Source organism: Mixta sp. BE291 (genome assembly GCF_031457955.1).
Classification (GTDB): domain Bacteria; phylum Pseudomonadota; class Gammaproteobacteria; order Enterobacterales; family Enterobacteriaceae; genus Mixta.
In genome coordinates this window covers 92,142-117,761 of the sequence record NZ_JAVDXN010000006.1, presented here as the reverse complement: position 1 = coordinate 117,761, position 25,620 = coordinate 92,142, and the positions used below count along the sequence as shown (strand labels likewise).

The 25,620-nt window shown below is 56.7% G+C and carries 20 protein-coding genes and 2 tRNA genes; 18 read left to right on the top strand and 4 right to left on the bottom strand.

Going from position 1 to position 25,620, the window contains the following annotated elements; translation table 11 throughout:
* Positions 1-7 precede the first annotated feature (7 nt).
* The 15 genes from ptsP (at position 8) to J2X14_RS14980 (ending at position 19,836) form a co-directional block, all read left to right on the top strand.
* A complete protein-coding gene (gene ptsP, locus J2X14_RS15050; protein WP_352412182.1) occupies positions 8-2,254 on the top strand; it encodes a phosphoenolpyruvate--protein phosphotransferase in 2,247 nt (748 codons plus the stop codon).
* Between the two features lie 161 nt (positions 2,255-2,415).
* Entirely contained in the window at positions 2,416-3,291 is an 876-nt protein-coding gene (gene lgt, locus J2X14_RS15045; protein ID WP_352411986.1) for a prolipoprotein diacylglyceryl transferase, read from the top strand.
* Entirely contained in the window at positions 3,288-4,082 is a 795-nt protein-coding gene (gene thyA, locus J2X14_RS15040) for a thymidylate synthase (protein ID WP_352411985.1), read from the top strand. Before lgt ends, thyA begins: the two co-directional genes overlap by 4 nt.
* 344 nt (positions 4,083-4,426) lie before the next feature.
* A complete protein-coding gene (locus J2X14_RS15035) occupies positions 4,427-4,891 on the top strand; it encodes a prepilin-type N-terminal cleavage/methylation domain-containing protein (RefSeq protein WP_352411984.1) in 465 nt (154 codons plus the stop codon).
* Positions 4,882-5,427, top strand: coding sequence for a prepilin peptidase-dependent protein (locus J2X14_RS15030; protein ID WP_352411983.1), 546 nt, complete (start codon positions 4,882-4,884; stop codon positions 5,425-5,427). The genes J2X14_RS15035 and J2X14_RS15030 overlap by 10 nt, the downstream gene beginning before the upstream one ends.
* A gap of 14 nt (positions 5,428-5,441) precedes the next feature.
* Positions 5,442-5,852 (top strand): DUF2509 family protein, encoded by a 411-nt coding sequence (locus J2X14_RS15025; protein ID WP_352411982.1) that lies wholly within the window; start codon positions 5,442-5,444, stop codon positions 5,850-5,852.
* Positions 5,842-6,141, top strand: coding sequence for a prepilin-type N-terminal cleavage/methylation domain-containing protein (locus J2X14_RS15020; RefSeq protein WP_352411981.1), 300 nt, complete (start codon positions 5,842-5,844; stop codon positions 6,139-6,141). The genes J2X14_RS15025 and J2X14_RS15020 overlap by 11 nt, the downstream gene beginning before the upstream one ends.
* Positions 6,142-6,284: 143 nt before the next feature.
* The gene (gene recC / locus J2X14_RS15015; protein WP_352411980.1) at positions 6,285-9,683 is read left to right on the top strand and encodes an exodeoxyribonuclease V subunit gamma; all 3,399 of its coding nucleotides are present in this window, start codon (positions 6,285-6,287) and stop codon (positions 9,681-9,683) included.
* Positions 9,684-9,793: 110 nt separating this feature from the next.
* The gene (gene ptrA, locus J2X14_RS15010) at positions 9,794-12,685 is read left to right on the top strand and encodes a pitrilysin (protein WP_352411979.1); all 2,892 of its coding nucleotides are present in this window, start codon (positions 9,794-9,796) and stop codon (positions 12,683-12,685) included.
* On the top strand, positions 12,682-16,224 hold the full coding sequence (gene recB / locus J2X14_RS15005; protein ID WP_352411978.1) for an exodeoxyribonuclease V subunit beta: 3,543 nt from the start codon (positions 12,682-12,684) through the stop codon (positions 16,222-16,224). Before ptrA ends, recB begins: the two co-directional genes overlap by 4 nt.
* The gene (gene recD / locus J2X14_RS15000; RefSeq protein ID WP_352411977.1) at positions 16,221-18,080 is read left to right on the top strand and encodes an exodeoxyribonuclease V subunit alpha; all 1,860 of its coding nucleotides are present in this window, start codon (positions 16,221-16,223) and stop codon (positions 18,078-18,080) included. The genes recB and recD overlap by 4 nt, the downstream gene beginning before the upstream one ends.
* Before the next feature lie 194 nt (positions 18,081-18,274).
* Positions 18,275-18,760, top strand: coding sequence for an Hcp family type VI secretion system effector (locus tag J2X14_RS14995; RefSeq protein WP_352411976.1), 486 nt, complete (start codon positions 18,275-18,277; stop codon positions 18,758-18,760).
* A gap of 2 nt (positions 18,761-18,762) precedes the next feature.
* Positions 18,763-19,056 (top strand): hypothetical protein, encoded by a 294-nt coding sequence (locus J2X14_RS14990; protein ID WP_352411975.1) that lies wholly within the window; start codon positions 18,763-18,765, stop codon positions 19,054-19,056.
* A 23-nt stretch (positions 19,057-19,079) separates the two neighbouring features.
* Positions 19,080-19,334, top strand: coding sequence for a hypothetical protein (locus J2X14_RS14985; RefSeq protein WP_352411974.1), 255 nt, complete (start codon positions 19,080-19,082; stop codon positions 19,332-19,334).
* Positions 19,335-19,398: 64 nt separating this feature from the next.
* Positions 19,399-19,836, top strand: a complete 438-nt coding sequence (locus tag J2X14_RS14980) for a hypothetical protein (protein ID WP_352411973.1) — start codon at positions 19,399-19,401, stop codon at positions 19,834-19,836.
* A 47-nt stretch (positions 19,837-19,883) separates the two neighbouring features.
* On the opposite strand, the gene argA is transcribed toward J2X14_RS14980, so the two are convergent.
* Positions 19,884-21,212 (bottom strand): amino-acid N-acetyltransferase, encoded by a 1,329-nt coding sequence (argA, locus tag J2X14_RS14975; RefSeq protein WP_352411972.1) that lies wholly within the window; start codon positions 21,210-21,212, stop codon positions 19,884-19,886.
* Positions 21,213-21,443: 231 nt separating this feature from the next.
* Here argA and amiC point away from each other — a divergent pair, with 231 nt between their 5' ends.
* Positions 21,444-22,688: an N-acetylmuramoyl-L-alanine amidase AmiC gene (gene amiC, locus J2X14_RS14970; protein ID WP_352411971.1), complete on the top strand. Its 1,245-nt coding sequence runs from the start codon at positions 21,444-21,446 to the stop codon at positions 22,686-22,688.
* 86 nt (positions 22,689-22,774) lie between these two features.
* Here the strand turns inward: amiC and J2X14_RS14965 are convergent.
* Both J2X14_RS14965 and J2X14_RS14960 read right to left on the bottom strand, forming a co-directional pair.
* A tRNA-Met gene (locus tag J2X14_RS14965) sits at positions 22,775-22,851 on the bottom strand.
* Positions 22,852-22,901: 50 nt separating this feature from the next.
* A tRNA-Met gene (locus J2X14_RS14960) sits at positions 22,902-22,978 on the bottom strand.
* A gap of 202 nt (positions 22,979-23,180) precedes the next feature.
* Between J2X14_RS14960 and mltA the strand changes: the two genes are divergently transcribed.
* Positions 23,181-24,332, top strand: a complete 1,152-nt coding sequence (gene mltA / locus J2X14_RS14955; protein ID WP_352411970.1) for a murein transglycosylase A — start codon at positions 23,181-23,183, stop codon at positions 24,330-24,332.
* A gap of 56 nt (positions 24,333-24,388) precedes the next feature.
* Positions 24,389-25,192 (top strand): tRNA cyclic N6-threonylcarbamoyladenosine(37) synthase TcdA, encoded by an 804-nt coding sequence (gene tcdA / locus J2X14_RS14950; RefSeq protein ID WP_352411969.1) that lies wholly within the window; start codon positions 24,389-24,391, stop codon positions 25,190-25,192.
* On the opposite strand, the gene csdE is transcribed toward tcdA, so the two are convergent.
* Positions 25,155-25,619: a cysteine desulfurase sulfur acceptor subunit CsdE gene (csdE, locus tag J2X14_RS14945; RefSeq protein WP_352411968.1), complete on the bottom strand. Its 465-nt coding sequence runs from the start codon at positions 25,617-25,619 to the stop codon at positions 25,155-25,157. The genes tcdA and csdE overlap by 38 nt on opposite strands.
* Position 25,620 lies beyond the last annotated feature (1 nt).

The window sequence follows — 25,620 nt, the reverse complement described above, 5'->3', positions numbered from 1 at the left end:
GCTGATGATGCTGACTCAGTTGCGTGAGATTGTAGAGAAAGTGGCGGGCGCACCGCGCCTCGAAGAAGCGCTTGAGATCCTGGTGAACGAAATCTGTTTTGCCATGGAAACTGAAGTCTGCTCCATTTATCTCGCCGATCACGATCGTCGTTGCTATTACCTGATGGCGACGCGCGGACTGAAAAAGCCGCGCGGCAAGATCGTCACGCTGGCCTTTGATCAAGGCATCGTTGGGTTGGTTGGACGGCTGGCGGAGCCGATCAACCTGGCCGATGCGCAGAGTCACCCCAGCTTCAAATATATTCCGTCGGTTAAAGAAGAGCGTTTCCGCTCGTTCCTCGGCGTGCCGATCATCACCCGACGCCAGCTGCTTGGCGTGCTGGTGGTGCAACAGCGCGAACATCGCCAGTTCGATGAAAGCGAAGAATCCTTCCTGGTGACGCTCGCCACCCAGCTGGCCACGCTGATTACCCAATCTCAGGTTAGCCAGCTGTTTGGCCATTTCCGGCAAAAACGCGTACGCGCGCTGGCGGCAGCGCCCGGCGTGGCGGTCGCGCCCGGCTGGGTGGATACCACGCAGCCCTCGCTGGAGCATGTTTCCGCCGCCTCGACGCTGGACGTTGGGCGCGAGCGCGAGCGACTGGCGCAGGCAATGAGCGAGGCCAGCAACGAATTCCGTCGCTACAGCAAACGCTTCAGCGCCAGCGTGCAAAAAGAGAGCGCGGCGATTTTCGATCTCTACTCCCACCTGTTAACCGACGCGCGGCTGAAACAGGATCTGTTTGCCGAGATCGACAGCGGATCGGTGGCGGAGTGGGCGGTGAAAAAGGTGATCGAGAAATTCGCCGCCCAGTTCGCCAGTTTGCAGGATAACTACCTGCGTGAACGCGCGGGCGATCTGCGCGTGCTGGGCCAGCGCCTGCTGTTTCACCTTGATGATACGCTGCAAGGCACTAACGCCTGGCCGGAGCGCTTTGTGCTGGTGGCGGATGAGCTAACGGCGACCACGCTGGCGGAGCTGCCGCAGGAGCGGCTGGCGGGCGTGGTGGTGCGTGACGGCGCGGCCAACTCCCATGCGGCGATCCTGGTGCGGGCGATGGGCATTCCCACGGTGATGGGCGCGGACATCCTGCCGGAGCTGTTAAATAAGCGCTTACTGATCGTTGATGGCTATCGCGGCGAACTGCTGATCGATCCTGAGCCAGTGCTGGTGCAGGAATATCAGCAGCTGGTCAGCGAAGAAAACGAGCTAAGTCGGCTGGCGGAAGATGACGTTGAGCAGCTCGCCAGGCTGAAAAGCGGCGAGCGCATTCAGGTGATGCTGAACGCGGGCCTGAGCGCAGAGCATGAACAGGCGATGGATAACTGGGTGGATGGCATCGGCCTCTACCGTACTGAAATCCCGTTTATGCTGCAAAACGGCTTCCCCTCGGAAGAGGAGCAGGTCGCGCAGTATCAGGGCATGCTACAGCTGTTTCTGCATAAGTCGGTCACGCTGCGTACGCTGGATATCGGCGCGGACAAGCAGCTGCCCTATATGCCGATCAGCGAAGAGAACCCTTGTCTGGGCTGGCGCGGCATCCGCCTGACGCTTGATCAGCCGGAGATTTTCCTGGTGCAGGTGCGGGCGATGCTGCGCGCCAACGCCGCCAGCGGCAATCTCAGCATTTTGTTGCCCATGATCACCGGCATCGAAGAAATTGACGAGGCGCGCCGCCTGATTGAGCGCGCCGGGAAAGAAGTGGAAGAGATGCTCGGCTACGCGATCCCGCAACCGCGCATCGGCATTATGATCGAAGTGCCTTCCATGCTGTTTATGATCCCGCATCTGGCCTCACGCGTTGACTTTGTTTCGGTTGGCACCAACGACCTGACGCAGTATCTGCTGGCGGTGGATCGCAACAATACCCGCGTGGCTAACCTGTACGATTCACTGCATCCGGCGATGCTCAAGGCGTTGAAGTCTATTGCCAGAGCGGCGCGCGAAGCGCATATCGATCTCTGCTTGTGCGGTGAAATGGCGGGCGATCCGATGTGCGTGGCGCTGCTGATTGGGTTGGGCTATCACCATTTGAGCATGAACGGCAAAAACGTGCCGCGCGTGAAATATCTGCTGCGCCATATCGACCACGAAGAGGCGCTGGCGCTGGCGGAACGCAGCCTGCAGGCGCAAACGGCGACCGAGGTGCGACATCAGGTTGCCGCCTTTATGGAGCGACGCGGTTTGGGCGGGCTGATCCGCGGCGGACGCTAAGCATTTATCCACGTTTACATTTCGATGAATCCCTCAGAAAACGGCTATGCTATCATGCCTGGCCGGTTTTCCCTGGCTGAGAGGCGCTGCGTATTACGCGGTGTACAAGGAGTAAACTATCCATCGTCCAGCCTGTGGACGGATGACATCAATGGTGAAAGATGAATAGCTATCTGGCTTTCCCTCAATTCGATCCGGTGATTTTCTCGATCGGACCTATCTCCCTGCACTGGTATGGCCTGATGTATTTGGTCGGGTTTATTTTTGCTATGTGGCTGGCGGTACGCCGTGCGAACAAACCCGGTAGCGGCTGGAAAAAAGAGGAAGTGGAAAACCTGCTGTATGCGGGCTTCCTTGGCGTGTTCCTGGGCGGCCGTATCGGCTATGTGCTGTTTTATAACCTGCCGCTGTTCCTGGATAATCCGCTCTACCTGTTCAAAGTCTGGGATGGCGGCATGTCGTTCCACGGCGGATTAATCGGCGTTATCGTGGTCATGCTGTGGTTTGCGCATCGTACCAAACGTCACTTCTTCCAGGTCGCTGACTTTATTGCGCCGCTGATCCCGTTCGGGTTGGGCGCGGGCCGTCTTGGCAACTTTATTAATGGCGAACTGTGGGGCCGCGTCGCGCCTGATTTCTCCCTGGCAATGCTGTTTCCCGGCTCGCGCAGTGAAGATGTAGCGCTGGTTGCTACGCACCCGGAGTGGCAATCGCTGCTGGCAACGTACGGCGTGCTGCCGCGTCATCCCTCACAGCTGTATGAACTGGCGCTGGAAGGCGTGGTGCTGTTTGCCATCCTCAACCTGTTTATTCGCAAGCCGCGTCCGATGGGCAGCGTTTCCGGCTTGTTCCTGATCGGCTACGGCGCATTCCGCATTATCGTGGAGTTTTTCCGTCAGCCCGACGCCCAGCTGGGGCTGTTTAGCGGCATCAGTATGGGGCAAATTTTGTCGGTTCCGATGATTCTGGCCGGCATCATCATGATGATTTGGGCGTACCGTCGTCGCCCGCAGCTACACACAGGTGAACAAAAATGAAGCAGTATCTGGCATTAATGGACAAAGTGCTGAACGAGGGCACGCCGAAAAACGATCGCACCGGAACCGGCACCCTGTCGATTTTTGGCCACCAGATGCGTTTCAATTTGCAGGAAGGCTTTCCGTTGGTCACCACCAAGCGCTGCCATTTGCGCTCGATTATTCATGAACTGTTGTGGTTCCTGAAGGGTGATACCAACATCGCTTATCTGAAAGAAAACAACGTCTCGATCTGGGATGAGTGGGCCGATGAAAATGGCGATCTCGGACCGGTCTACGGCAAACAGTGGCGCAGTTGGGGCGCGGCGGACGGTCGTCAGATCGACCAGCTGGCTAAGGTGCTGGAGCAGTTGAAAAACGATCCCGATTCACGTCGGATTATCGTTTCCGCCTGGAACGTCGGCGAGCTGGACGAAATGGCGCTGGCGCCGTGCCACGCGTTCTTCCAGTTCTACGTCGCGGACGGCAAACTCTCTTGCCAGCTTTACCAGCGCTCTTGCGATGTGTTCCTCGGCCTGCCGTTTAATATCGCCAGCTATGCGCTGCTGGTGCATATGATGGCGCAGCAGTGCGATCTGGAGCCGGGGGATTTTGTCTGGACCGGGGGCGACACGCACCTCTACAGCAACCATCTGGAGCAGGCGCGCCTGCAGCTGACGCGCGAACCGCGTCCGCAGCCGAAGCTGGTGATCAAACGCAAGCCCGCCTCGCTGTTTGATTACCGTTTCGAGGACTTCGAGATCGAAGGTTACGATCCGCATCCCGCCATCAAGGCACCGGTAGCGATCTAACCCTGGCACCTCAGCGGCGCATCCCCGCGCCGCTGACCTTCATGCTATCTGCTCATCAGTAATACTGATCCTTTTTCGGCGCATCCCGTGCCGCTAATTTCCCTCTCAGCGACAACGCTATGCGGTCATGGCAATAACGGTTCATACATTCACTTCCTTTCCGTCTGCTTTTGAATTCTCTTTCTTTCCTCGAACGTTGTGCAGCTTCGCATTCAACATCAGCGATGCGGCAAGTTTCACAACGCTGTGCAAGCCGTTGCAATTTAACGAGAAAATCGGGAAGCATGGCCGCAAGCTGTTGCTAACGTGCTGGTCGCGGCCGGTCAGCGCGGCACAATAGGGCAATGAAAAACAGATATAGCGATGGATTTACCCTAATGGAGCTGCTGCTGGTGGTGACCATAGCCGGTCTGCTGAGCCTCGCTTCGTTGCAGGGCTGGCAGAGCTGGCAGCAGCGTCAGCGCATGCAGGAGACCGCCCGGCAGCTACAACGCTTTTTACATGGCGTGCGCGCCTGGGCCAACTGGCATAACCAGCCGCAGCCGTTGTGGCTGTTGGCGGGTGAACGCTGGTGCCTTGGTAGCGGAGCGGTGCCCGCAACCGGCTGCGAACGCGCGCACCGGCTACAGCTGCTGGCGCCGCATCCGCAGGTGCAGATTTTCGCGATAGAAGGGACGCCGGGGTTTTACGGTAAACGTAACGTAGCAAAAGCGGGGCATATTATCTTTGGTGAAGGCCAACTGCGCTGGCGAGTAATTATCTCGTCACGCGGGCGCATTCGGGTTTGCGAGGTTGCGCCATGCCTGTAAAAGCCGCTGGTTTTAGCCTGATGGAAATGCTGATCGCGATGGCGCTGAGCGGCATTTTAATGCTTGGGGCGTTGCGTCTGCTGCCCCATTTGCAGCGGCAAAATTTGCAATTGCAAAGCCAGGTGCGGTTACAGGAAGAACTACAGCAGATAATGAGCCTGCTGGAAAAGGCGATTCGTCGGGCGGGCTACTGTCGCGGCATATGTCAGGGAACGCCGCTGATTATTCAACAAAACTGCCTGTTGGTAAGGTGGGATGAAAACAGCAATGGTCGCTGGGAAGGGCCGGAGCATGAGGAGAGCGAATGGTACGGATACCGACTGCGCAATCAACGACTGGAGATGCAGCGCGCCGTGAGCAGCTGCGACGGCAACGGCTGGGAAAGCCTTTCCGATCCCACCACCCTGACCGTGGCCGAGCTGGCGTTTACTCACCGCGGGCAGCAAGTCACAGTGACGCTCAGCGGCGCATCGCCGGGCTTTCCCGCGCATATATTCAGGCTGCAAAGCATCGCCACCACCCACAATTTGCCTTAAGGGAGGAGGGCGGTATGGCGCTGGCGATGGTGCTGCTGATCCTGTTGCTGGGCGCCGGGCTGCTGCACGCCACGCGCCAGCAGCTTGATGGTTCGCTGGCGCTGGTGGCAGACGAGCGGCAGTTCCTGCTGGAGCAGCATCAGGCACTTTCAGCGCTGGCATGGGGCGAACGGCTGAGCTGGCCGTCTCAGCAGGGCTGGCATTGCCAGCAGCAGCCGCAGCATGGCTGGCGCGCCTGTCTGCTGCACCATGCCAGCGACGAAGCGTTGCTACGCGGCAGCGGCGTAGCATCCAGCGGCGAGGCGCTCTCTCTATGGCAGTGGCTGACGCCGGGCGAGGCGGGGCGCTGGCGGGCGCGGGCGCACGGTTGGCTCGATTTTTGCCCGCTTTCTCCACAAGATCGTTGTCAGCCTGATGCAGCGTGAAACAGGCTTTAGCGTAGCGGAAACGCTGCTGGCGCTGCTGCTGTTTGCCGTCAGTTTAACGGCGCTGTTGCACTATCAGCGGGTACTGGCGACAGGTTTTTACCAGCAGTGGCAACAGCGCGAGGCCTGGCGCGTGGCGGCAAGGCGTCTGCAGGGGCAGGAGATCGAAAGCTGGCAAACCACGCTGCACACGCAGCCCGCAACAGAAGGCTGCCTGCTATGGCAGGCGACGGCTTCCCGGCCCGGCCTGGCTGCTGTTACGCTAAGCCAGCTGCGCTGTGCTCAATAGCGTGGTCGGCGGGTCATTCCGCCAGCTGGCCTTATAAGGCAGGGTAATTTTGCGGTTTTTTTGCACGATGGTTGCATTAGTCAATGTAAGGGGTAGAGTGTCCCCGCGCTAACGCGCAGTAGCAGCACTGAACAGGAGCCAACATGTTTACGGTTTATCACTCCAACCAGCTCGATATTCTTAAATCGCTGGCGGCCTATCTGATTGAGAACGAACCGTTACGCGATCCTTTTCAGTCCGAAGTGGTACTGGTGCAAAGTCCGGGCATGGCGCAATGGCTACAGATGCAGCTGGCCCAGCAGTTCGGCATTGCAGCCAATATCGCTTTTCCGCTGCCCGCCTCTTTTATCTGGGATATGTTTGTCCGCGTATTGCCCGGCATTCCAAAAGAGAGCGCCTTTAATAAAGCCAGCATGAGCTGGAAGCTAATGACGCTGCTGCCCGATCTGCTGCGGCAAGAGGCGTTTCGCCCGCTGCAACACTATCTCAACGATGACGACGACAAGCGTAAGCTGTTTCAACTGGCGTCGCGCGTGGCCGATCTCTATGACCAGTATCTGGTTTATCGCCCCGAGTGGCTGAACAGCTGGCAGCAGGGCAAAACCCTTGATGGCCTGGGCGAGGCGCAGCAGTGGCAGGCGCCGCTGTGGGCCGCGCTGGTGGAATATACCCGCGATCTTGAACAGCCGGAATGGCACCGCGCCAACCTTTATGCGCGGTTTATTCAAAAGCTGGAGAACAGCGAATCGCGTCCGGCGGGCCTGCCGGATCGCGTGTTTATCTGTGGCATATCGGCGCTGCCGCCGGTTTATCTGCAGGCGCTGCAGGCGTTGGGCAAGCATATCGATATTCATCTGCTGTTCACTAATCCCTGTCGGCACTACTGGGGTGATATTCAGGATTATGCTTTCCTGGCGAAGCTGCAAAGCCGCCGTCGCCGTCATCATCAACAGCAGCAAGAGATCGCGCTGTTTCGCGATCCCGACGGCGCCTCTTCACTGTTCAACGACGCCGGTGAACAGCAGCTAACCAACCCGCTGCTCGCCTCATGGGGCAAGCTGGGGCGCGACAACCTTTATCTGCTGGCGCAAATGGAGGCGCGCGAGATCGATGCCTTTGTTGAGGTGCCGCAAGATACCCTGCTGCAGGCGTTACAGCACGATCTGCTGGAGCTGGAAGATAACGCGGTTATTGGGCTGAATGCGGAAGAGCTAAAAAGCAGCCATAAAAAACGCTGTCTCGATCTGCAGGATCGTTCGGTGGTGGTGCATGTTTGCCACAGCCCGCAGCGCGAAGTGGAAGTGTTACAGGATCAGCTGTTGGCAATGATGGAGGCGGATCCTGCGCTGACGGCACGCGATATTATTGTGATGGTCGCCGATATTGATGCCTACACGCCCTATATTCAGGCGGTGTTTGGCAACGCCTCGGCGGATCGCTATCTGCCTTTTGCGATCTCGGATCGCCGCGCCAGCTTCGCTCATCCGGCGATCATGGCCTTTCTCAATCTGCTTGCCTTGCCCGATAGCCGCTTCGCCTGTGAAGAGGTGCTGGCTTTGCTGGAAGTACCGGCGTTGGCGACGCGCTTTGCTATTGATGAAGAAGGGTTGCGCCGGTTACGTATGTGGGTAGAAGAGTCCGGCATTCGCTGGGGACTGGATGATGATAACGTACGCGAGCTGGAGCTGCCGCCGACCGGTCAGCACACCTGGCGCTTCGGGATTACCCGTATGCTGCTGGGTTATGCGATGGAAAGTAGCCACGGCGACTGGGATGGCATTCTGCCTTATGACGAATCCAGCGGGCTGATTGCAGAGCTGGCCGGTAACCTGGCCGAACTGTTGATGCAGCTTAACCACTGGCGGCAGATCCTGGCCCTGCCGCGCACGCTTAGCGACTGGCAGCCGCTGTGCCGCGAACTGCTGCAAACCTTTTTCGCCGCCGATGTGAATACCGATGCCGCGCTGATGCTGATTGAAGAGCAGTGGCAACAGGTTATGGCCTATGGCCTGCAGGCACGCTACGTCGATAGCGTTCCGGCTACGCTGCTGCGCGATGAGCTGGCCGCGCGCCTCGAACAACAGCGTATCAGCCAGCGTTTCCTCGCCGGGCCGGTTAACTTCTGTACCCTGATGCCGATGCGTTCGGTGCCGTTTCGCGTGGTGTGCTTGCTGGGTATGAATGACGGCGTCTATCCGCGCACGCTGCCGCCGCTGGGATTTGATCTGATGGCGCAGCAGCCGCAAAAGGGCGATCGTAGCCGCCGTGACGATGACCGTTTCCTGTTCCTGGAAGCGTTGCTGTCGGCCCAGCAGAAACTCTATATCAGCTATATTGGCCGCTCAATTCAGGATAATACGGAACGATATCCTTCGGTGCTGGTCACTGAACTGGTGGACTATATCGGGCAAAGCTTTCATCTGCCGGGTGATGAGGCGCTGGATGTCGATAACAGCGCGCAACGGGTGCTGGCGCATCTGCACTGTCTGCATAGCCGTATGCCGTTCGACCCGCAAAACTTCGCACCGCAGGCGGAATACCGCAGCTTTGCGCAAGAGTGGCTGCCTGCGGCGCGCGGCAGCGGCGAACCGCATCCGCCGTTTATGCAGCCGTTGCCGCCGCTGGAGATGCATGAGCTGAGTTTTGAACAGCTGCTGCGTTTCTGGCGTCATCCGGTGCGCGCCTTCTTTACGATGCGCCTCGGGGTCAGTTTTGCGCTGGAGCAGACCGAGCTGCCTGACGCCGAGCCGTTCGTACTGGATGCGCTCGATCGTTATCAAATTAACGCGCAGCTGCTTAATGCCCTGATTGAACAGGAAGATACCCAGCGGTTGTTTAATCATCATCGGGCGGCGGGCGTATTGCCGTATGGCGCTTTCGGTGAACTGTTCTGGCAAACGCAGCAGGAAGAGATGACGCCGCTGGCGGAACAGGTCAGGGAGCTGCGCGCCGAAAGCCGCAGCATAGAGATCGACCTGACCATCGCTGGCGTGAAACTCAACGGCTGGCTGCCGCAGGTGCAGGAGAGCGGCCTGCTGCGCTGGCGTCCGGGCGTGCTGAACTTTACCGATGGCCTGGCGCTGTGGCTGGAGCATTTGGCATGGTGCGCGCTGGGCGGTAAAGGACAGAGCCGTATGCTGGGGCGCAAAGAGAGCAGCTGGTGCTTTGACGCTGTCGATGCGCAGCAGGCGCAGGCGTGGCTAACGCGCTACGTCGAAGGCTATCGTGACGGCATGAGTTCGCCGCTGCTACTGCTGGCGAAAACCGGCGGTGCCTGGCTGGAAGCCAGCTATGACGCTAAAAACGACGTCATGCTGATGGATGAAGCCACGCAGGCCAAAGCGCGTGCGAGGCTGTTAACTGCCTGGCAGGGCAACTATCAGCTGGAAGGCGAAGGCAGCGATCCTTATCTGCAGCGCCTGTTTCGTACGCTGGAAGCGGCGCAGCTTGATGTTATTTGTGCCGCAGCCGAACAGTGGCTATTGCCGCTGTTGCGTTTTAACCGCAGCGATACCGAGAAAAATGATGACTCGTCGATTTAACCGGCAACAAAAGCGTCTGGCGGGATAGTTACCCGCCCGATTTCACTCGTGATATGTGTTTTGACCAGCGATACCGCGTTGGGAACAAGGATAAAGCTCAAGGGGATTAGATGCGAAAGTACGCTGTCTGGACAGCCAGTCTGTTACTGATTTTCACCATGTTTAGCCAGGTAGCCAGCGCTGAGAAAGGCTGGCAGCCTGTTGATCGGGCGATTCAAAAAAGTAATAAAGATCCTCGCCATTATCAGGCGATTCGTCTGGATAACGGCATGACGGTGCTGCTGGTTTCCGATGCGCAGGCCACAAAATCGCTGGCGGCGTTGTCGTTACCGATTGGTTCGCTGGACGATCCCGACCGGCAGCTGGGGCTGGCGCACTACCTTGAGCATATGGTGCTGATGGGATCGAAGCGCTATCCAGAGCCGGGTAACCTGGAAGAATTCCTCAAAAAACATGGCGGCAGCCATAATGCCAGCACCGCTTCCTATCGCACTGCTTACTATCTGGAAGTGGAAAATGAGGCGCTGGCGCCTGCGGTTGATCGCATGGCGGCCGCCATCGCCGAGCCGCTGCTCGATCCGGTTAATGCCGATCGCGAGCGGAACGCCGTTAATGCCGAAATGACCATGGCGCGCTCCCGCGACGGGCATCGTATGGGGCAGGTAGGTGCGGAAACGCTGAACCCTGCCCATCCTGCTGCGCGCTTCTCCGGCGGTAACCTGGAAACGCTAAGCGATAAACCCGGCAGTAAACTGCACGATGCGCTGCGCGAGTTTTATCAGCAGCATTACTCGGCCAACCTGATGAAGGCGGTGATCTACAGCAACAAGCCGCTGCCGGAGCTGGCGACCATCGCTGCGCAGACATTTGGACGGGTGAGCAATCACCAGGCCAGCGTCCCCACCATCAAGGTTCCGGCGGTCACCGACCAGCAAAAAGGCATTATCATTCATTATGTTCCCGCTCAGCCGCTGAAACAGCTGCGGGTGGAATTTCGCATTGATAACAATGCCGATCGCTTTCGCAGCAAAACCGATACCTTAATCAGCTACCTGATTGGCAACCGCAGCAAAGATACACTTTCTGACTGGCTACAAAGCCAGGGACTGGCCGATGCGGTTAACGCCGGTGCCGATCCGGTGATTACGCGTAACGGCGGCCTCTTCGCCATTAACATTTCGCTGACCGATAAAGGGTTGGCGCAGCGCGATCGGGTGGTTGCAGCAATTTTTAATTACCTTGCCATGCTGCGTGAAAAAGGCATCGATAAACGCTACTTCGATGAAATGGCCCATGTGCTGGACCTGGATTTCCGCTATCCGTCGATTACGCGCGATATGGATTATATCGAATGGCTGGTAGATACCATGCTGCGCGTGCCGGTTGAGCATACGCTGGATGCGCCTTACCTGGCTGATCGCTACGATCCGGCGGAAATCAACGCCCGCCTGCAGGAGATGACGCCGCAAAATGCGCGTATCTGGTATATCAGCCCTGACGAGCCGCACAACAAAGTCGCTTATTTTGTCGATGCGCCTTATCAGGTTGATAAAATCAGTGCCGATCTGTTCAAACAATGGCAGCAGACCGCCGCCGGGATCTCGCTGGCTATGCCCGCGCTGAATCCTTATATTCCCGATGACTTTAGCCTGATCCCGACAGCGGACAAGCCGGTAACGCATCCTCAGCCGCTGATTAATGAGCCGGGGCTACGTGCCTTTTATATGCCGAGCCGTTATTACGCCAGCGAACCAAAAGCCAGTATTACTCTGGCGTTGCGTAGTGACGCCGCCATGGCTAACGCCCGTAATCAGGTGCTGTTCGCGCTGAATGATTATCTGGCCGGCGTGGCGCTGGATGAGCTGGGTTCGCAGGCCGCGGTGGGCGGCATTAGCTTCTCTACCAGTGGAAACGACGGGCTTACCGTGAGCGCCAGCGGCTTTACCCAGCGGCTGCCAAAACTGTTAATTACCCTGTTGCAGGGGTACGTCAGCTATGTCCCAACGGAAGATCTGCTGGCGCAGGCGAAGTCCTGGTATAAGCAGCAGCTGGATGCGGCGGAGAAAGGTAAAGCGTTTGATCAGGCGATTCAGCCGGTGCAGATGTTGTCGCAGCTACCCTATACCGAACGCAGCGAGCGCCGCAAACTGCTGGATTCCATCACCCTGAAAGAGCTGAACAGCTATCGCCGTATGCTGGTAGAGCAGGCGGCGCCGGAGTTGCTGGTGGTTGGGAATATGTCGCCGCAGGCGGTTAAATCGCTGGCGCATGACGTGAAGCAGCAGCTGAACTGCAAGGGAACAGAAGAGTGGCATGCTAAAGATGTCATTATCAAACAGCCGCTGCGCGCCAATATTCAGAAAGCGGGCAGCAGCAGCGACTCGGCATTGGCGGCGGTCTATGTGCCGGTTGGCTACAGCGAACATCAAAGTATTGCCAACAGCACGCTATTGAGTCAGATTATTCAACCCTGGTTTTATAACCAGTTGCGTACCCAGCAGCAGCTTGGCTATGCGGTATTCAGTTTCCGCATCGCGGTTGGTCGTCAGTGGGGCATTGGTTTCCTGTTGCAAAGCAACAGCAAGCAGCCCGCGCTGCTGCTGCAACGCTATGAGGCTTTCTATCCTGAGGCGGAAAAACGTCTGCGGGCAATGAGCCAGCAGGATTTCGCCCAGTATCAGGCGGCGCTGATTAATGAGCTACAGCAGCGGCCACAAACGCTGGATGAAGAAGCCAGTCGCTACGAAAAAGATTTTTATCAGCAAAATTACGCTTTCGATACCCGAGAAAAAGTCATCGAACAAATTAAAGCGCTGACGCCGCAGAGCCTGGCGGACTTCTTCCACCGGGCGGTGATTGCTAAGCAGGGACTGGCTATGCTGTCGCAGATCTCCGGCAGTCAGCATGGAAAAGCTGAATATGCCGCGCCGCAAGGCTGGAAAACCTGGCCAAACGTTAGCAGCCTGCAGCAGACGCTGCCGGTGACAAGCGAGAAGAAATGAATGACAACCATCCGCAGCGGCTCGATCCGCTAACCTTGCCGCTCCATGGGGAGCGGCTTATCGAGGCGTCAGCGGGAACCGGAAAAACCTTTACCATCGGCATACTCTACCTGAGGCTGTTACTGGGCCTCGGGCAGCAGAATGCTTTCCATCGTCCGCTGTCGGTGGAAGAAATCCTGGTGGTGACCTTTACCGAGGCTGCCACCGCCGAACTTCGTGGGCGCATCCGTCAGAATATCCATGAGCTGCGGCTGGCCTGCGTACGCGGCAATAGCGCAAATCCTGTGCTGGCGGCGCTGATGCAGGAAATCAGCGATCCCGCCGATGCCGCCGCGCTGCTGCTGGCGGCGGAGCGGCAAATGGATGAGGCGGCGATTTTTACCATCCACGGCTTTTGCCAGCGCATGTTGAACCTCAACGCGTTTGAGTCAGGAATGCTGTTTGAACAGCAGCTTATTGAAGACGAATCTGCGCTGCGTCGTCAGGCGGCCGCTGACTTCTGGCGGCGCCACTGTTATCCGCTGCCGCTGACGATCGCGAAAGTGATTGCCCAGGAATGGACCGGGCCGGAGCAACTCCTCTCCACCTTAACCCCCTGGCTGCATGGCGAATCGCCCGCGTTAAAATATGCGCCGGATAGCGAAGAGACGCTGGCGCAGCGCCATGAAAAGATCGTGGCACGCATCGATAACCTGAAGGCGCAATGGCGGGCAGCGGCAGCGGACCTGCGCGAGCTGATTGAAAAATCGGGCGTGGATAAGCGCAGTTACAGCAGTAAGCATTTACCTGCCTGGCTAAATAACGTGGCGGCCTGGGTTGAAGAAGAGACGCTGGGCTACGCGGTGCCGAAAGATCTGGCGCGTTTCCGTCAGAGCGTACTGCTGGAAAAAACCAAAAAAGGCGAGCCGCCGCGGCATCCATTATTTGCGGAGGTGGATGCCTTTTTCGCCGAGCCGCTTTCATTACGCGATCTGATTATCGCCCGCGCGCTGGATGAGATTCGCCTGGCAACCCGCCGAGAGAAAAAGCTGCGGGCGCTGCTCGGCTTCGACGATCTGCTTAGCCGTCTGGATGAGGCGCTACATCAGCCTGGCGGCGATCTGCTGGCGGAGGCGATTCGCGCCCGCTATCCGGTGGCGCTGATCGATGAATTCCAGGATACCGACCCACAGCAGTATCGTATTTTTCGGCGTCTCTATATTGCGCAGCCGGAAAACGCGCTGCTGTTGATTGGCGATCCCAAGCAGGCTATTTACGCTTTTCGCGGCGCGGATATTTTTACCTATATGCGCGCCCGTGGGGAAATCAGCGCTCACTACACGCTGGACACCAACTGGCGTTCATCGCCAGCGATGGTCGCCAGCGTTAATCAACTCTTTTCCCGGCTGGATAACCCGTTCTTATTCAGTCAGATCCCCTTTATTGAGGTTAATGCCGCGCCGCCCAATGAAACGCGCGGTTTTCATCTGAACGGGGCGGAGCAGCCAGCGCTGCGCTTCTGGCTGCAGCCCGGCGAAGGCGTGGGCGTTAGCGAATATCAGCAGTGGATGGCGCGCCAGTGTGCAGCCGAAATCCTTCACTGGCTACAGGCTGGCCTGCGAGGCGAGGCGCTGGTGGGCAAGCAGGGCGATCGGCGTGCGGTCAGCGCCTCGGATATTACCGTTCTGGTGCGCAGCCGCAGCGAGGCTGCCGTTATTCGTGATGCGCTGGAAAACCTGAATATTCCTTCAGTCTATTTATCCAATCGCGATAGCGTGTTTACCACGCCGGAAGCGCGTGAACTGCTGTGGCTGCTGCAGGCGGTGCTGGCTCCGGAGCTGGAACGCACCCTGCGCAGCGCGCTGGCGACCAGCATTTTAGGGCTGGATGCGGTCACCATTGATGCGATGAGTCAGGATGAAGATCGCTGGGACATGCTGGTTGAGGAGTTTGCCGCCTATCGCCAGCGCTGGCAGCAGCGCGGCGTGTTGCCCATGCTGCGTGAGCTGATGACCCGTCGCCATATCGCGGAAAACCTGCTGGCCTCTGAAAGCGGCGAACGGCGGCTGACCGATCTGCTGCACCTGGGCGAGCTGTTGCAGGAAGCTGCCGCACAGCTGGATAGCGAACATGCGCTGGTGCGCTGGCTGGCGCAGCAAATCGCGCAGCCTAATCATCAGGCGGCCAGTCAGCAGCTGCGCCTTGAAAGCGATCGTCACCTGGTGCAGATCGTGACGATCCATAAATCAAAAGGGCTGGAATACCCGCTGGTCTGGCTGCCGTTTGCCGCTAACTTCCGCGAAGCGGCGCAGGGGCTGTATCACGATCGCCAAACGTTTCAGGCGCTGCTGGATTTAAGCGATGATGAAGAGAGCCTGGCGCTGGCGGAACAGGAGCGGCTGGCGGAGGATTTGCGCCTGCTGTATGTGGCGCTGACCCGCTCGGTTTATCATTGCAGCATCGGCATGGCGCCGTTGATCAAGGGCAATCGTAAGAAAGAGGGCAACAGTGACCTGCACAAAAGCGCGGTGGGTTATCTGGTCCAGCGCGGCGAGGCGCTGAACGCCAGCGGCCTACAGCAAGCGCTGCATGATCTCAGCAACGATGCGGTAGAAGTGATGATGCCGGAAGAGGCGGCGGAAGGGCGCTGGCAGCCGGAAGGCGATCGTATGCCGCAGCTGGATAGCCTGGTGATCACCCGTCCCTTGCAGGATCACTGGCGCGTAACCAGCTACTCCGGCCTGCAACAGCACGGCCCGACGGTGGCGCTCGATCTGGCGCCGCGTTTCGATATCGACGCGGCAGGCGAAACCGCTGAAGTGGCTGCACCAGCGTTGACGCCGCATACCTTTCCGCGCGGCGCGTCGCCGGGCACCTTTCTGCATGGCCTGTTTGAAACGCTGGATTTTAACCAGCCGCCGGAGGAAACCTGGCTGGCGGAGCAGCTGCAGCTGGCCGGTTTTGGCGAGCAGTGGCTACCGATGCTTTCCGACTGGATCGGCCGGGTATTGCAAACGCCGCTTAACCAGCAAGGCATTCACCTGGCAGGGCTAACGCCGGGCCGCTATCTGGTGGAACTGGAATTTTACCTGCCGATGCACCAGCTGCTGACCGCGCCAGCGCTGGATGCGGTGATGCGCCAGCACGACAGCCTGTCGGCGCGCGCGCCGGAGCTGAATTTCCAGCAGGTGCAGGGAATGCTGAAAGGCTTTATCGACCTGGTTTTTTGCTGGCAGGGAAAATATTACCTGCTGGATTATAAGTCTAACTGGCTGGGTGAAGAGAGCGCGGCCTATACGCCGCAGGCGATGGCGGAGGCGATGATCGGCCACCGTTACGATTTGCAGTATCAGCTCTATACGCTGGCGCTGCACCGCTATTTGCGTCATCGTGTGGCGGATTACGATTATCAGCGCCACTTCGGCGGCGTGTTTTACCTGTTTTTACGCGGAATGGACGGCAGCGCCAGTGAGAACGGCGTGTTTCATCACCGTCCCTCTGCAGATTTTGTCATGGCGCTGGATCGCCTGTTTACCGGAGACAAGGTGGAAGCGAAATGAGAAAAATAAGCGAGTTGCTGCGTGAGGCGGTGGATAAGCGCCTGATACGCCCACTGGATTTGCAGTTCGCCCATATGTTGGCGGACGATCAACAACCGGCGCTGATGCTGGCGGCGGCCTGCGTGAGCGCCGAGGCGGGCGAAGGGCATGTCTGTCTGCCGCTCGACCATCTTCGTGACGGGCAGCTGTTCGCCGGTCGGCAGCCGGAGCTGGCGGCCGAGATCTGGCAAACGGTTGGGCAGCCGGAAGATTGGCAGCGTTTGCTGCTGCAAAGTCATGCCGTCAGCGATGGCTCAAAGCCGACGCCGCTGGTGCTGGCGCAGCAACGGCTCTATCTGCATCGGATGTGGCGCGGAGAAGGGCATGTGGCGCGCTTTATCGCTACCGAGCAGGCGGTGCCTGCGTTTAACGACGCCGATTTGCAGCAGATATTAAATGAGCTGTTTGGCGAACGTCCTGACGACTGGCAGAAAATTGCCGCTGCCGTGGCGATTACCCGGCATATTTCCGTGATTTCCGGCGGCCCTGGCACCGGTAAAACCACTACCGTCGCGAAAATGTTGGCAGCGCTGATTCGCCTTTCTCAGCAGAAATTGCGTATTCGTCTGGCGGCGCCAACCGGCAAAGCGGCGGCGCGATTAACCGAGTCGCTGGGTAAGGCGTTACAGGCATTAACGCTAAGCGACGCGGAGCGCAGCGCCTTTCCTGATGATGCCACCACGCTGCACCGTTTACTGGGCGCGCAGCCCAACAGTCAGCGCCTGCGTTACCACGCCGGTAACCCGCTGCACCTTGATGTGCTGGTGGTGGATGAAGCCTCAATGGTGGATTTGCCGATGATGGCGAATCTGATTGCCGCGTTGCCGAAACATGCGCGGGTGATTTTCCTTGGCGATCGCGATCAGCTGGCTTCGGTTGAAGCAGGCGCGGTACTGGGCGATATCTGTCGCTGCGCCGAAGCGGGCTACAGCACGGCTCGCGCCCGGCAGCTGGCGCAGCTCACCGGCTGTGAGCTGGACGGCGCGGACGGTGACGATATGCCCAACGTACGCGACAGTATCTGCCTGCTGCGCAAGAGCTATCGTTTCGATGCCCGCTCCGGCATCGGACAGCTGGCGCAGGCCGTGAACGCAGGCGATGCCAAAGCGGCGGAAAAGGTTTTTGGCGCGGGCTTTGCTGATATTTGTCGCAGCGAGCTAAGCAGCGCCGAACATTACCAGCAGTTGTTGGAGCAGGGTATTGCCGGTTACGACGACTATCTGTCGCTGCTGCAAAGCGATGCGGAGGCGGATAAAGTGCTGGCGGCCTTCGCCCGTTACCGGCTGCTCTGCGCGCTGCGTGAAGGGCCGTTTGGCGTAGCGGGTTTAAATGAACGTATTGAACGTCAGCTGCTGAAGCAGCGCCGAATTCGGCGGCCGCAAGCGCAAAGCCGCTGGTATGTGGGGCGGCCGGTGATGATTGCACGCAATGATAGCGCGCTGGGGCTGTTTAACGGCGATATTGGCGTTGCCATGAATGATGCCAGCGGCGCGCTGAAGGTCTTTTTCCCGCTGCCGGACGGCTCGATTAAGGCGGTACAGCCAAGCCGTTTACCGCCGCACGATACCGCCTGGGCGATGACGGTGCATAAATCGCAGGGATCGGAGTTTGAGCATACGGCGCTGGTGTTGCCGAATCACTATTTGCCGGTGCTAACGCGTGAGTTGGTCTATACCGCCATTACTCGCGCGCGCAGCCAGCTAACGCTCTATACCGATCGACAAATCTTTGCGCGTGCGGTTGCCGTGCGTACCCAGCGCCGCAGCGGATTAGTGGAGCGTCTGAGCGCTCCCTGTACTGAGACGTTCGATCTTTAATTCCCACTTTTATCTCACTTCGAAAAACAGCGTAATATCTTAAAGTATGAGATTACGCTGTTGTCGATGAATTATTAAATGTTTAGCTGGCTAATTAAAAAAAGAAATTTATATATTGCTTAACATTCATGCCTCGCTCAATGGATATATATTAACCTCATTGGAATGTCGCTTTAAGTTTCCAGGAAGGATATATGTCAAATTCTTTTTATTTACGCGTTGCAGGGGTTGCTGGTGAATGTGTAGAGGCGAATCACAAGGAATGGATAGATATATTTTCTGTTAACTGGGGGGCTTCTCAGCAGGTAAGTAACTATAGAGGCGGCGGAGGTGGCGCGGGCAAGGTTGATTTTAAAGATCTCAGCGTAGTCGCCGCGATCGATAACGCGACGCCGACATTAATGAAAATGTGTGTTACTGGCCACCATATTAAAGATGTATACGTTTCACTTTGTAAGGCTGGCGGCGGAAAATCAATGGAATACGCATCATTTATATTAAAAGATACATTAATAACTGATGTGAATATCGGCGGATCAAATGGAAGTCAGACGTTAGTGACTTATAACTTCCAGGCTGCAGCGATAGAAATTCATTATTGGAAGCAGATGAGCAACGGCGTGAAAGGCGCTGAAGTTGCGATGGGATTTGATATAAAACAGAATAAAGTCACAGCGTGACCATGGGAAAAATCATCGTTGATAATGAAATCGGCTTAATTGTTCGTGGTAAACGTCTTCCCGCACATGTACCAGACCTGTTAGAACAACATGCTGATTGTGTGTTAAGCGATGGATCGCCTGTAGGGTTTTACGGTACAGGTGCAGGCTATCTGGGGGTATCAGCTTCCACTGGGATGGGAATGGACGGCGTTGTTATGACCTATGACGATTTTGCCTCCGGCATTTACGGCAGGATCCATTATGTTGATGCTGTAGTTGCTAAAAAATATAATTTGGCATCACCTTACTGCTAATTAAAGTATCCAAAGCAGAATCCATGCTTTTTGCTGCTGCATGGAATGAAATGAAGCATCATCCTGGAAGCTTTAGCCTTTTAGGCAATAACTGCTCTACTCATGCCAGTCTGGCCTTTAATAAGGCAGGCGTTCTGCCCTCTGCCATACCCGGGATCGATACGCCTGACAATTTATACCATCAGCTGATAGCAATAAGGGAAGGTCAGTTCCGTTCTTTTTCTGGCTTTTTGGGATTCACACCTGAGCCAGGAGGGTTCAGCATTGATATGCTATAAGTATTGTGATGTATTAAAAGCTGCAATGGTTTTAACGATTTTCGCACTTTTTTGCCGGGGGAGTATGGCTTCGTTTTTAACACGACCAATAGACATAACAGCGGAAAACGCCATGTTTAAGGGCGTAGAAATGTTACATCCGCAAAAAAAAATTATTGTTGAAGTAAAAAAAGAAAAAAAAGAAGAGGAGATTATTTCTTCACTTAAACCAGGAAGATCGCCATCGTTAATCTCTGGCTATCCCGATCCCGTATTGATTGAGGGAGTGATATTAAATGGCTCAGAGCCAAAGCTGGTGAATCAGCCGGTGAGGTTACGTTTGCCTGAGCAGGAGTGGCAGCGTATCAAAGCGGAGAAAGGATCAATTATCGGCATCGGCATTATCATGACTAAACAAGGGTATGGCTTACTTTGCCTTGAAAACCTTACGGATAGAGATAGCGATAAACAAACCGCCTGGCTTAATACTTTATCCTGTCGGAAACGCTGGGATCCCGCCTGAATGAACAGGCACAGCCCAGGCTGCGCCAGTCGCTATTTGCTAAGAAGTCAGGTTAAATCAGCCATTAGCACCTTAGAGCGGCGCTGGTAGTTATACATCTGCTTTTTGCTTTCCGGCAATAGCTCGATATCTACCGGCGTAAAGCCGCGCTCCTGGAACCAGTGAATACTGCGGGTGGTTAGCACAAACAGCTTTTTCAACCCCAGCTGGCGTGCCTGCAAAGCGACGCGCTGCAGCAGCATTTCACCGCGAGAAGAGCTACGATAGTCCGGGTGAACCGCGACGCAGGCCATTTCACCAATCTGCTCATCGGGGAAAGGATAGAGCGCCACGCAGGCGATGGTCAGATTGTCGCGCTCGATAATGGTGAATTTATCGATTTCCATCTCCAGCTGTTCACGCGAGCGGCGTACCAGAATGCCCTGCTGCTCCAGCGGACGGATGAGCTCCAGAATGCCGCCGATATCGTTGATGGTGGCGCGGCGGATCTGCTCGGCGGATTCCATCACAATCTGCGTACCGATGCCGTCACGGGAGAACAGCTCCTGCAACAGCGCGCCATCTTCCTGATAGCTAATTAAATGGCTGCGGCGTACGCCGCTGCGGCAGGCTTTCACCGCGCCGCGCAGGAAACGCACCGTACCGGAAAGGTAGTCGCCACGCTGCTCCAGCGTTTCAATGCGCGCCTGCGCATCGTTCGGGAACAGTTCAGAAATAATATTGCCTTCATCATCCGTCGCGCCCTGTTCAGAGCAGAAGCCGATCATCTTTTCCGCCCGCAGTTTGATCGCCAGCTGGGTGGCTACCTCTTCCGAGGTCAGATTAAAACTTTCGCCGGTGACCGACACCGCCACCGGACCGATCAGTACAATGGCGTCGCTGTCGAGCTGGCGATGAATCGCCTCTTCATCAATGCGGCGAATGCGTCCGCTGTGGCAATAGTCGATGCCATCGTCCACGCCCAGCGGCTGAGAAATAATAAAATTGCCGCTGACGACATTAATATGCGCGCCCTGCAGCGGTGTATTGCTCAGGCTCATCGACAGGCGAGCGGTGATATCCAGCTGTAAACGTCCGGCGGCCTGCTTAACCAGCTCAAGGGATTGCGCATCGGTTACGCGAGTATGCTTATGATAAAGCGGCTCCAGCTGATGTTCTGCCAGGTTAGCATCAATTTGCGGCCGGGCGCCGTACACCACCACCAGCCGGATACCCAGACTATGCAGCAGGCCAATATCGTTAATTATGCTGGAGAAGTTCTCATGCTCGATCGCTTCGCCACTGAGCATAATCACGAAAGTCTTGTCCCGATGAGCGTTGATATAGGGAACGGAATGGCGAAAACCCTGAACCAGTGCGGTGCTACGTTCCTTCACGGCAAACCCTCTCTTGCATGAATATTCGGTTTTTGTGTATTTTTATTCTTTTGTTGCCTGAAGTGCAAGCTGCTTTTATGATCGCTTATCATTTTTCACAATCGGTTAATAAGCTTAACAGGCTGCATTTAATGGTTTTTTCCGGATGACAGCATAAAAGCGATTGGGTTAAAGTTTTCGCCACTTTTTTTTCTGGCTTTTTTTTAGACACAACACAGTATCTGGAGCGGCATGTCCGAATCTCATCCCGTTATCAGCCGTCGTCGGCTGTTACAGGGCGCTGGAGCAATGTGGTTACTGAGCGTGAGCCGGGTTGGCCTGGCGGCCAGCAGCCATATTGTTGCGGTGCGCATCTGGCCTTCTTCCAGCTATTCCCGCCTGACCATTGAATCAAGCGTGGCCCTGAAATATAAGCAGTTTGCCCTGAGCCATCCCGATCGCGTGGTGATCGATATTGAAAATCTGCATCTGAATCGGGTGCTGAAAGGGGTAGGGCAGCTGGTACAACGCAACGATCCCTATATCAAAACGGCGCGCGTGGGCCAGTTTGATCAAAACACCGTGCGTATTGTGCTGGAGCTGAAGCAGAACGTCTCGCCGCGCCTGTTTACGCTGGCGCCGGTCGCTGGCTTTAAACATCGCTTAGTGGTGGATCTCTATGCGGCCTACGATACGCAGGACGATCCGCTGTTGGCGCTGCTCAAGGATTACAATCAGGGCGAGCTGGAGCGGACGCAGCCTGCCGAAGCGCCGCTGCCCGGCAAAGCAGGACGCGACCGTCCGATTGTTATCATGATCGATCCGGGACACGGCGGCGAAGATCCCGGCGCGCATGGCCTGCATAAGACGCGTGAAAAGGATATCGTGCTGAAAATCGGCCGTCGTCTGAAGGCGCTCATTGATAAAGAGCCGAATATGCGCGCCTATATGACGCGTAATGAGGATGTCTTTATTCCGCTGAAAGTGCGCGTGGCAAAGGCGCGTAAACAGCGCGCCGATCTGTTTGTTTCTATTCACGCCGACGCCTTTACCAGTCGGGCGGCGCGCGGTTCTTCGGTGTTCGCGCTTTCCACTAAAGGCGCAACCTCGGCGGCGGCGCGCTTTCTCGCGCAAACGCAAAACGAATCGGATTTAATTGGCGGCGTCAGTAAAAGTGGCGATCGCTATCTCGACCATACGATGTTCGATATGCTGCAAAGCCAGACCATTACCGATAGCCTGAAGTTTGGTAAGGAAGTGCTGACGCGCATAGGCAAGGTGAATCATCTGCATAAGCGCAGCGTGGATCAGGCGGGGTTTGCGGTGCTTAAAGCGCCCGATATTCCGTCGATTCTGGTGGAGACGGCGTTTATCAGTAACCCGGCGGAGGAGCGCAAGCTGCGTACGGCGCGCTATCAGCAGCAGGTGGCCGAAGCGATTCTGGGCGGCATCAAAGCCTATTTTTCGAAAGGGGCGGCGCTGGCACGCTATAAATAGTGCGGTAACCGGGGAGCCTGTCGCAGGCGAACCGGTTTTACCAAACGCCAGATACAAAAAAACACCCTTAAGGGTGTTTTAATGATTGGTTGCGGGAGCCGGATTTGAACCGACGACCTTCGGGTTATGAGCCCGACGAGCTACCAGGCTGCTCCATCCCGCGTCCGGATGTTGTCGCTTCCGTCACGACAAGCTTATTGCGTACTGCTTAATTGGTTGCGGGAGCCGGATTTGAACCGACGACCTTCGGGTTATGAGCCCGACGAGCTACCAGGCTGCTCCATCCCGCGTCCGTGGATGCGCACTATACTCTTACCGGATTTTCATGCAACCCCTTTTTTAAAATTAATTAGCATAACGGCGCAGGTTGTTGAATATATCCGCAGCATGGTGGTTTTCTACACAAAACGCGCCACTCTTTTTCTGGTAACGCATTTCATTCTTATAACCCCTTTGCTATCGTGCCCTGCACGCAGCCGAGGTGAGAAGATAATGAACGGACGTTGGACGAAGTATTGGGTTACGGGCGCGCTGTTAGCGCTGCTGGCGGGGTGTTCCTCTAAGCCGACCGATCGTGGTCAGCAATATAAAGATGGTAAAATTGAGCAGCCGTTGGCGCTGGTGAATCAGCCGAATGCCAAAGGGCGTCCGGTTAACGGGAAAGATTTCGGCGATCAGGTCAGTGAAATCCGTTTCGCCTCCTCTTCTTTATATACACGGCAAACTAATACCTATAGCGCGATTGAAAACTGGCTGCTGGCAGGCGGCGATACGCGCCAGCTGCGGCTGTTTGGTCTGGATGCTTTTCAGATGGAAGGCACGGATAACTACGGTAACGTGCAGTTTACCGGCTATTACACGCCGGTGATCCATGCGCGCTATACGCGCCAGGGCGAGTTCCAGTATCCGCTTTACCGTATGCCGCCGCGTAGTAAAGGCCGCAAGTTGCCGAGCCGGGCACAGATTTACAGCGGCGCGCTGGATGAGCGCTATGTGATTGGCTACAGTAATTCGCTGATGGATAACTTTATTATGGACGTGCAGGGCAGCGGCTATGTCGATTACGGCGATGGACGTCCGCTGATGTTCTTTGGCTACGCAGGCAAGAACGGCTGGGCCTACCACAGCGTCGGTAAGGAGCTGATCGATCGCGGCGAAGTGAAACGCGAAGATATGTCGATGCAGGCGATTCGCAAATGGGCCGATGAGCATAGCCCGGAAGAGGTGCGTGCGCTGCTGGAAACCAATAACTCTTTCGTTTTCTTTAAGCCGGAAGACTTTACGCCGGTGCGCGGTGCCAGCGCAGTGCCGCTGATTGCGAAAGCGTCGGTGGCGGCGGACCGCTCGCTGATCCCGCCGGGCACAGTGCTGCTGGCGGAAGTGCCGCTGTTAAATAACGACGGTAAATTTACCGGTAAGTATGAGATGCGCCTGATGGTGGCGCTGGATGTCGGCGGCGCAATTAAAGGCCAGCACTTTGATATCTATCAGGGTATCGGGCCGGAAGCGGGGCATATGGCCGGTTTCTTTAACCATTATGGCCGCGTTTGGGTGCTGAAAAGCGCGCCAGGCACCGGTACCACGCTGTTCAGCAATGCGCAAAACCACCAGAATGGTTCAATGCTGGTCAGCGCCAGCCAGTAAACTTCAGTATGGCGGACCGTTCTGGTCCGCTATCGACTATCAACAAAGGTTATTTCATGAGAGTTCTCTCTGACGCCTGGCGACAGCGCTTTGGCGGTACGGCGCGTCTCTATGGTCAGGACGCATTACAGCTGTTTGCCGACGCTCACGTTTGCGTGATCGGCATTGGCGGCGTCGGTTCGTGGGCGGCGGAAGCGCTGGCGCGCACCGGCATCGGCACCATTACGCTTGTCGATATGGATGACGTCTGCATTACCAATACCAACCGTCAACTTCACGCTTTGCAGGGTAATGTCGGCAAGGCAAAAACAGAAGTGATGGCCGAGCGCATGCGGGCGATCAATCCTGAATGTACGGTTCACTGCGTAGACGATTTTATTACCCCTGATAATACTGCCGAGTTAATGAGCGCTGGCTACAGCTATGTGATCGATGCGATCGATAGCGTGCGACCAAAAGCAGCGCTGCTTGCCTGGTGTCGACGCAATAAGATCCCGGTGGTCACCACCGGCGGCGCGGGCGGGCAAATCGATCCCACCCAAATTCAGGTGAGCGATCTGGCGAAAACCGTTCAGGATCCGCTGGCGGCGAAATTGCGTGAGCGGCTAAAGCACGATTTCGGCGTGGTGAAGAACAGCAAAGGCAAGCTCGCCATCGACTGCGTATTTTCTACCGAAGCGCTGGTTTATCCGCAGCCGGACGGCAGCGTTTGCGCGTCACGCAGCACGGCGGAAGGGCCAAAACGAATGGATTGCGCCTCCGGGTTTGGCGCCGCAACCATGGTCACCGCCACCTTTGGCTTTGTGGCGGTATCACACGTGCTTAAGAAAATGTTGGCGAAGGCGGCGCGTCAGGGTTAGCGGCTGCGGCGCGAACCGCCTGCGCCAGCGCATCAAGCCCGCTGCTGCGCGAGGCGCTGAGCTGTTCGCGCAGCCCTAACTCATCAAACAGCTGTAACGGATCCTGTTGTAGCAAGGTTTCCGGCTGCTGACGCTCAACTGCCGTCAGCAGCACCGCCAACAGGCCGCGTACGATCCTGCCTTCGCTGTCACCATAAAAATGCAGCGATCCATCATGCAAACGCTGATGACCCAGCCAGACGCGATTTTCACAGCCGCTTAGCTCAATGCCCGCGCTTTTCAGCGCCTCCGGCAGCGGCGGCAGCTGTTTGCCCAGCAGGATCAGCTGACGGTAACGCTCTTCCCAGCCGGGACAGGCGGCAAACTTCTCTTTTAATGATGAGACGGTAATCAGTTCGGCAAACGGATGTGGGGCGATAAGCGTCATA

What these genes read in the sequence shown, in the direction of transcription:
- amiC (WP_352411971.1), top strand. Translation starts at nt 21,444, where the DNA reads ATGTCCGAATCTCATCCCGTTATCAGCCGTCGTCGGCTGTTACAGGGC.
- J2X14_RS15035 (WP_352411984.1), top strand. Translation starts at nt 4,427, where the DNA reads ATGAAAAACAGATATAGCGATGGATTTACCCTAATGGAGCTGCTGCTG.
- csdE (WP_352411968.1), bottom strand. Translation starts at nt 25,619, where the DNA reads ATGACGCTTATCGCCCCACATCCGTTTGCCGAACTGATTACCGTCTCA.
- J2X14_RS15025 (WP_352411982.1), top strand. Translation starts at nt 5,442, where the DNA reads ATGGCGCTGGCGATGGTGCTGCTGATCCTGTTGCTGGGCGCCGGGCTG.
- ptrA (WP_352411979.1), top strand. Translation starts at nt 9,794, where the DNA reads ATGCGAAAGTACGCTGTCTGGACAGCCAGTCTGTTACTGATTTTCACC.
- J2X14_RS14980 (WP_352411973.1), top strand. Translation starts at nt 19,399, where the DNA reads ATGGCTTCGTTTTTAACACGACCAATAGACATAACAGCGGAAAACGCC.
- J2X14_RS14990 (WP_352411975.1), top strand. Translation starts at nt 18,763, where the DNA reads ATGGGAAAAATCATCGTTGATAATGAAATCGGCTTAATTGTTCGTGGT.
- J2X14_RS14995 (WP_352411976.1), top strand. Translation starts at nt 18,275, where the DNA reads ATGTCAAATTCTTTTTATTTACGCGTTGCAGGGGTTGCTGGTGAATGT.
- mltA (WP_352411970.1), top strand. Translation starts at nt 23,181, where the DNA reads ATGAACGGACGTTGGACGAAGTATTGGGTTACGGGCGCGCTGTTAGCG.
- recD (WP_352411977.1), top strand. Translation starts at nt 16,221, where the DNA reads ATGAGAAAAATAAGCGAGTTGCTGCGTGAGGCGGTGGATAAGCGCCTG.
- recC (WP_352411980.1), top strand. Translation starts at nt 6,285, where the DNA reads ATGTTTACGGTTTATCACTCCAACCAGCTCGATATTCTTAAATCGCTG.
- J2X14_RS14985 (WP_352411974.1), top strand. Translation starts at nt 19,080, where the DNA reads ATGCTTTTTGCTGCTGCATGGAATGAAATGAAGCATCATCCTGGAAGC.
- J2X14_RS15020 (WP_352411981.1), top strand. Translation starts at nt 5,842, where the DNA reads ATGCAGCGTGAAACAGGCTTTAGCGTAGCGGAAACGCTGCTGGCGCTG.
- lgt (WP_352411986.1), top strand. Translation starts at nt 2,416, where the DNA reads ATGAATAGCTATCTGGCTTTCCCTCAATTCGATCCGGTGATTTTCTCG.
- tcdA (WP_352411969.1), top strand. Translation starts at nt 24,389, where the DNA reads ATGAGAGTTCTCTCTGACGCCTGGCGACAGCGCTTTGGCGGTACGGCG.
- recB (WP_352411978.1), top strand. Translation starts at nt 12,682, where the DNA reads ATGAATGACAACCATCCGCAGCGGCTCGATCCGCTAACCTTGCCGCTC.
- thyA (WP_352411985.1), top strand. Translation starts at nt 3,288, where the DNA reads ATGAAGCAGTATCTGGCATTAATGGACAAAGTGCTGAACGAGGGCACG.
- ptsP (WP_352412182.1), top strand. Translation starts at nt 8, where the DNA reads ATGCTGACTCAGTTGCGTGAGATTGTAGAGAAAGTGGCGGGCGCACCG.
- J2X14_RS15030 (WP_352411983.1), top strand. Translation starts at nt 4,882, where the DNA reads ATGCCTGTAAAAGCCGCTGGTTTTAGCCTGATGGAAATGCTGATCGCG.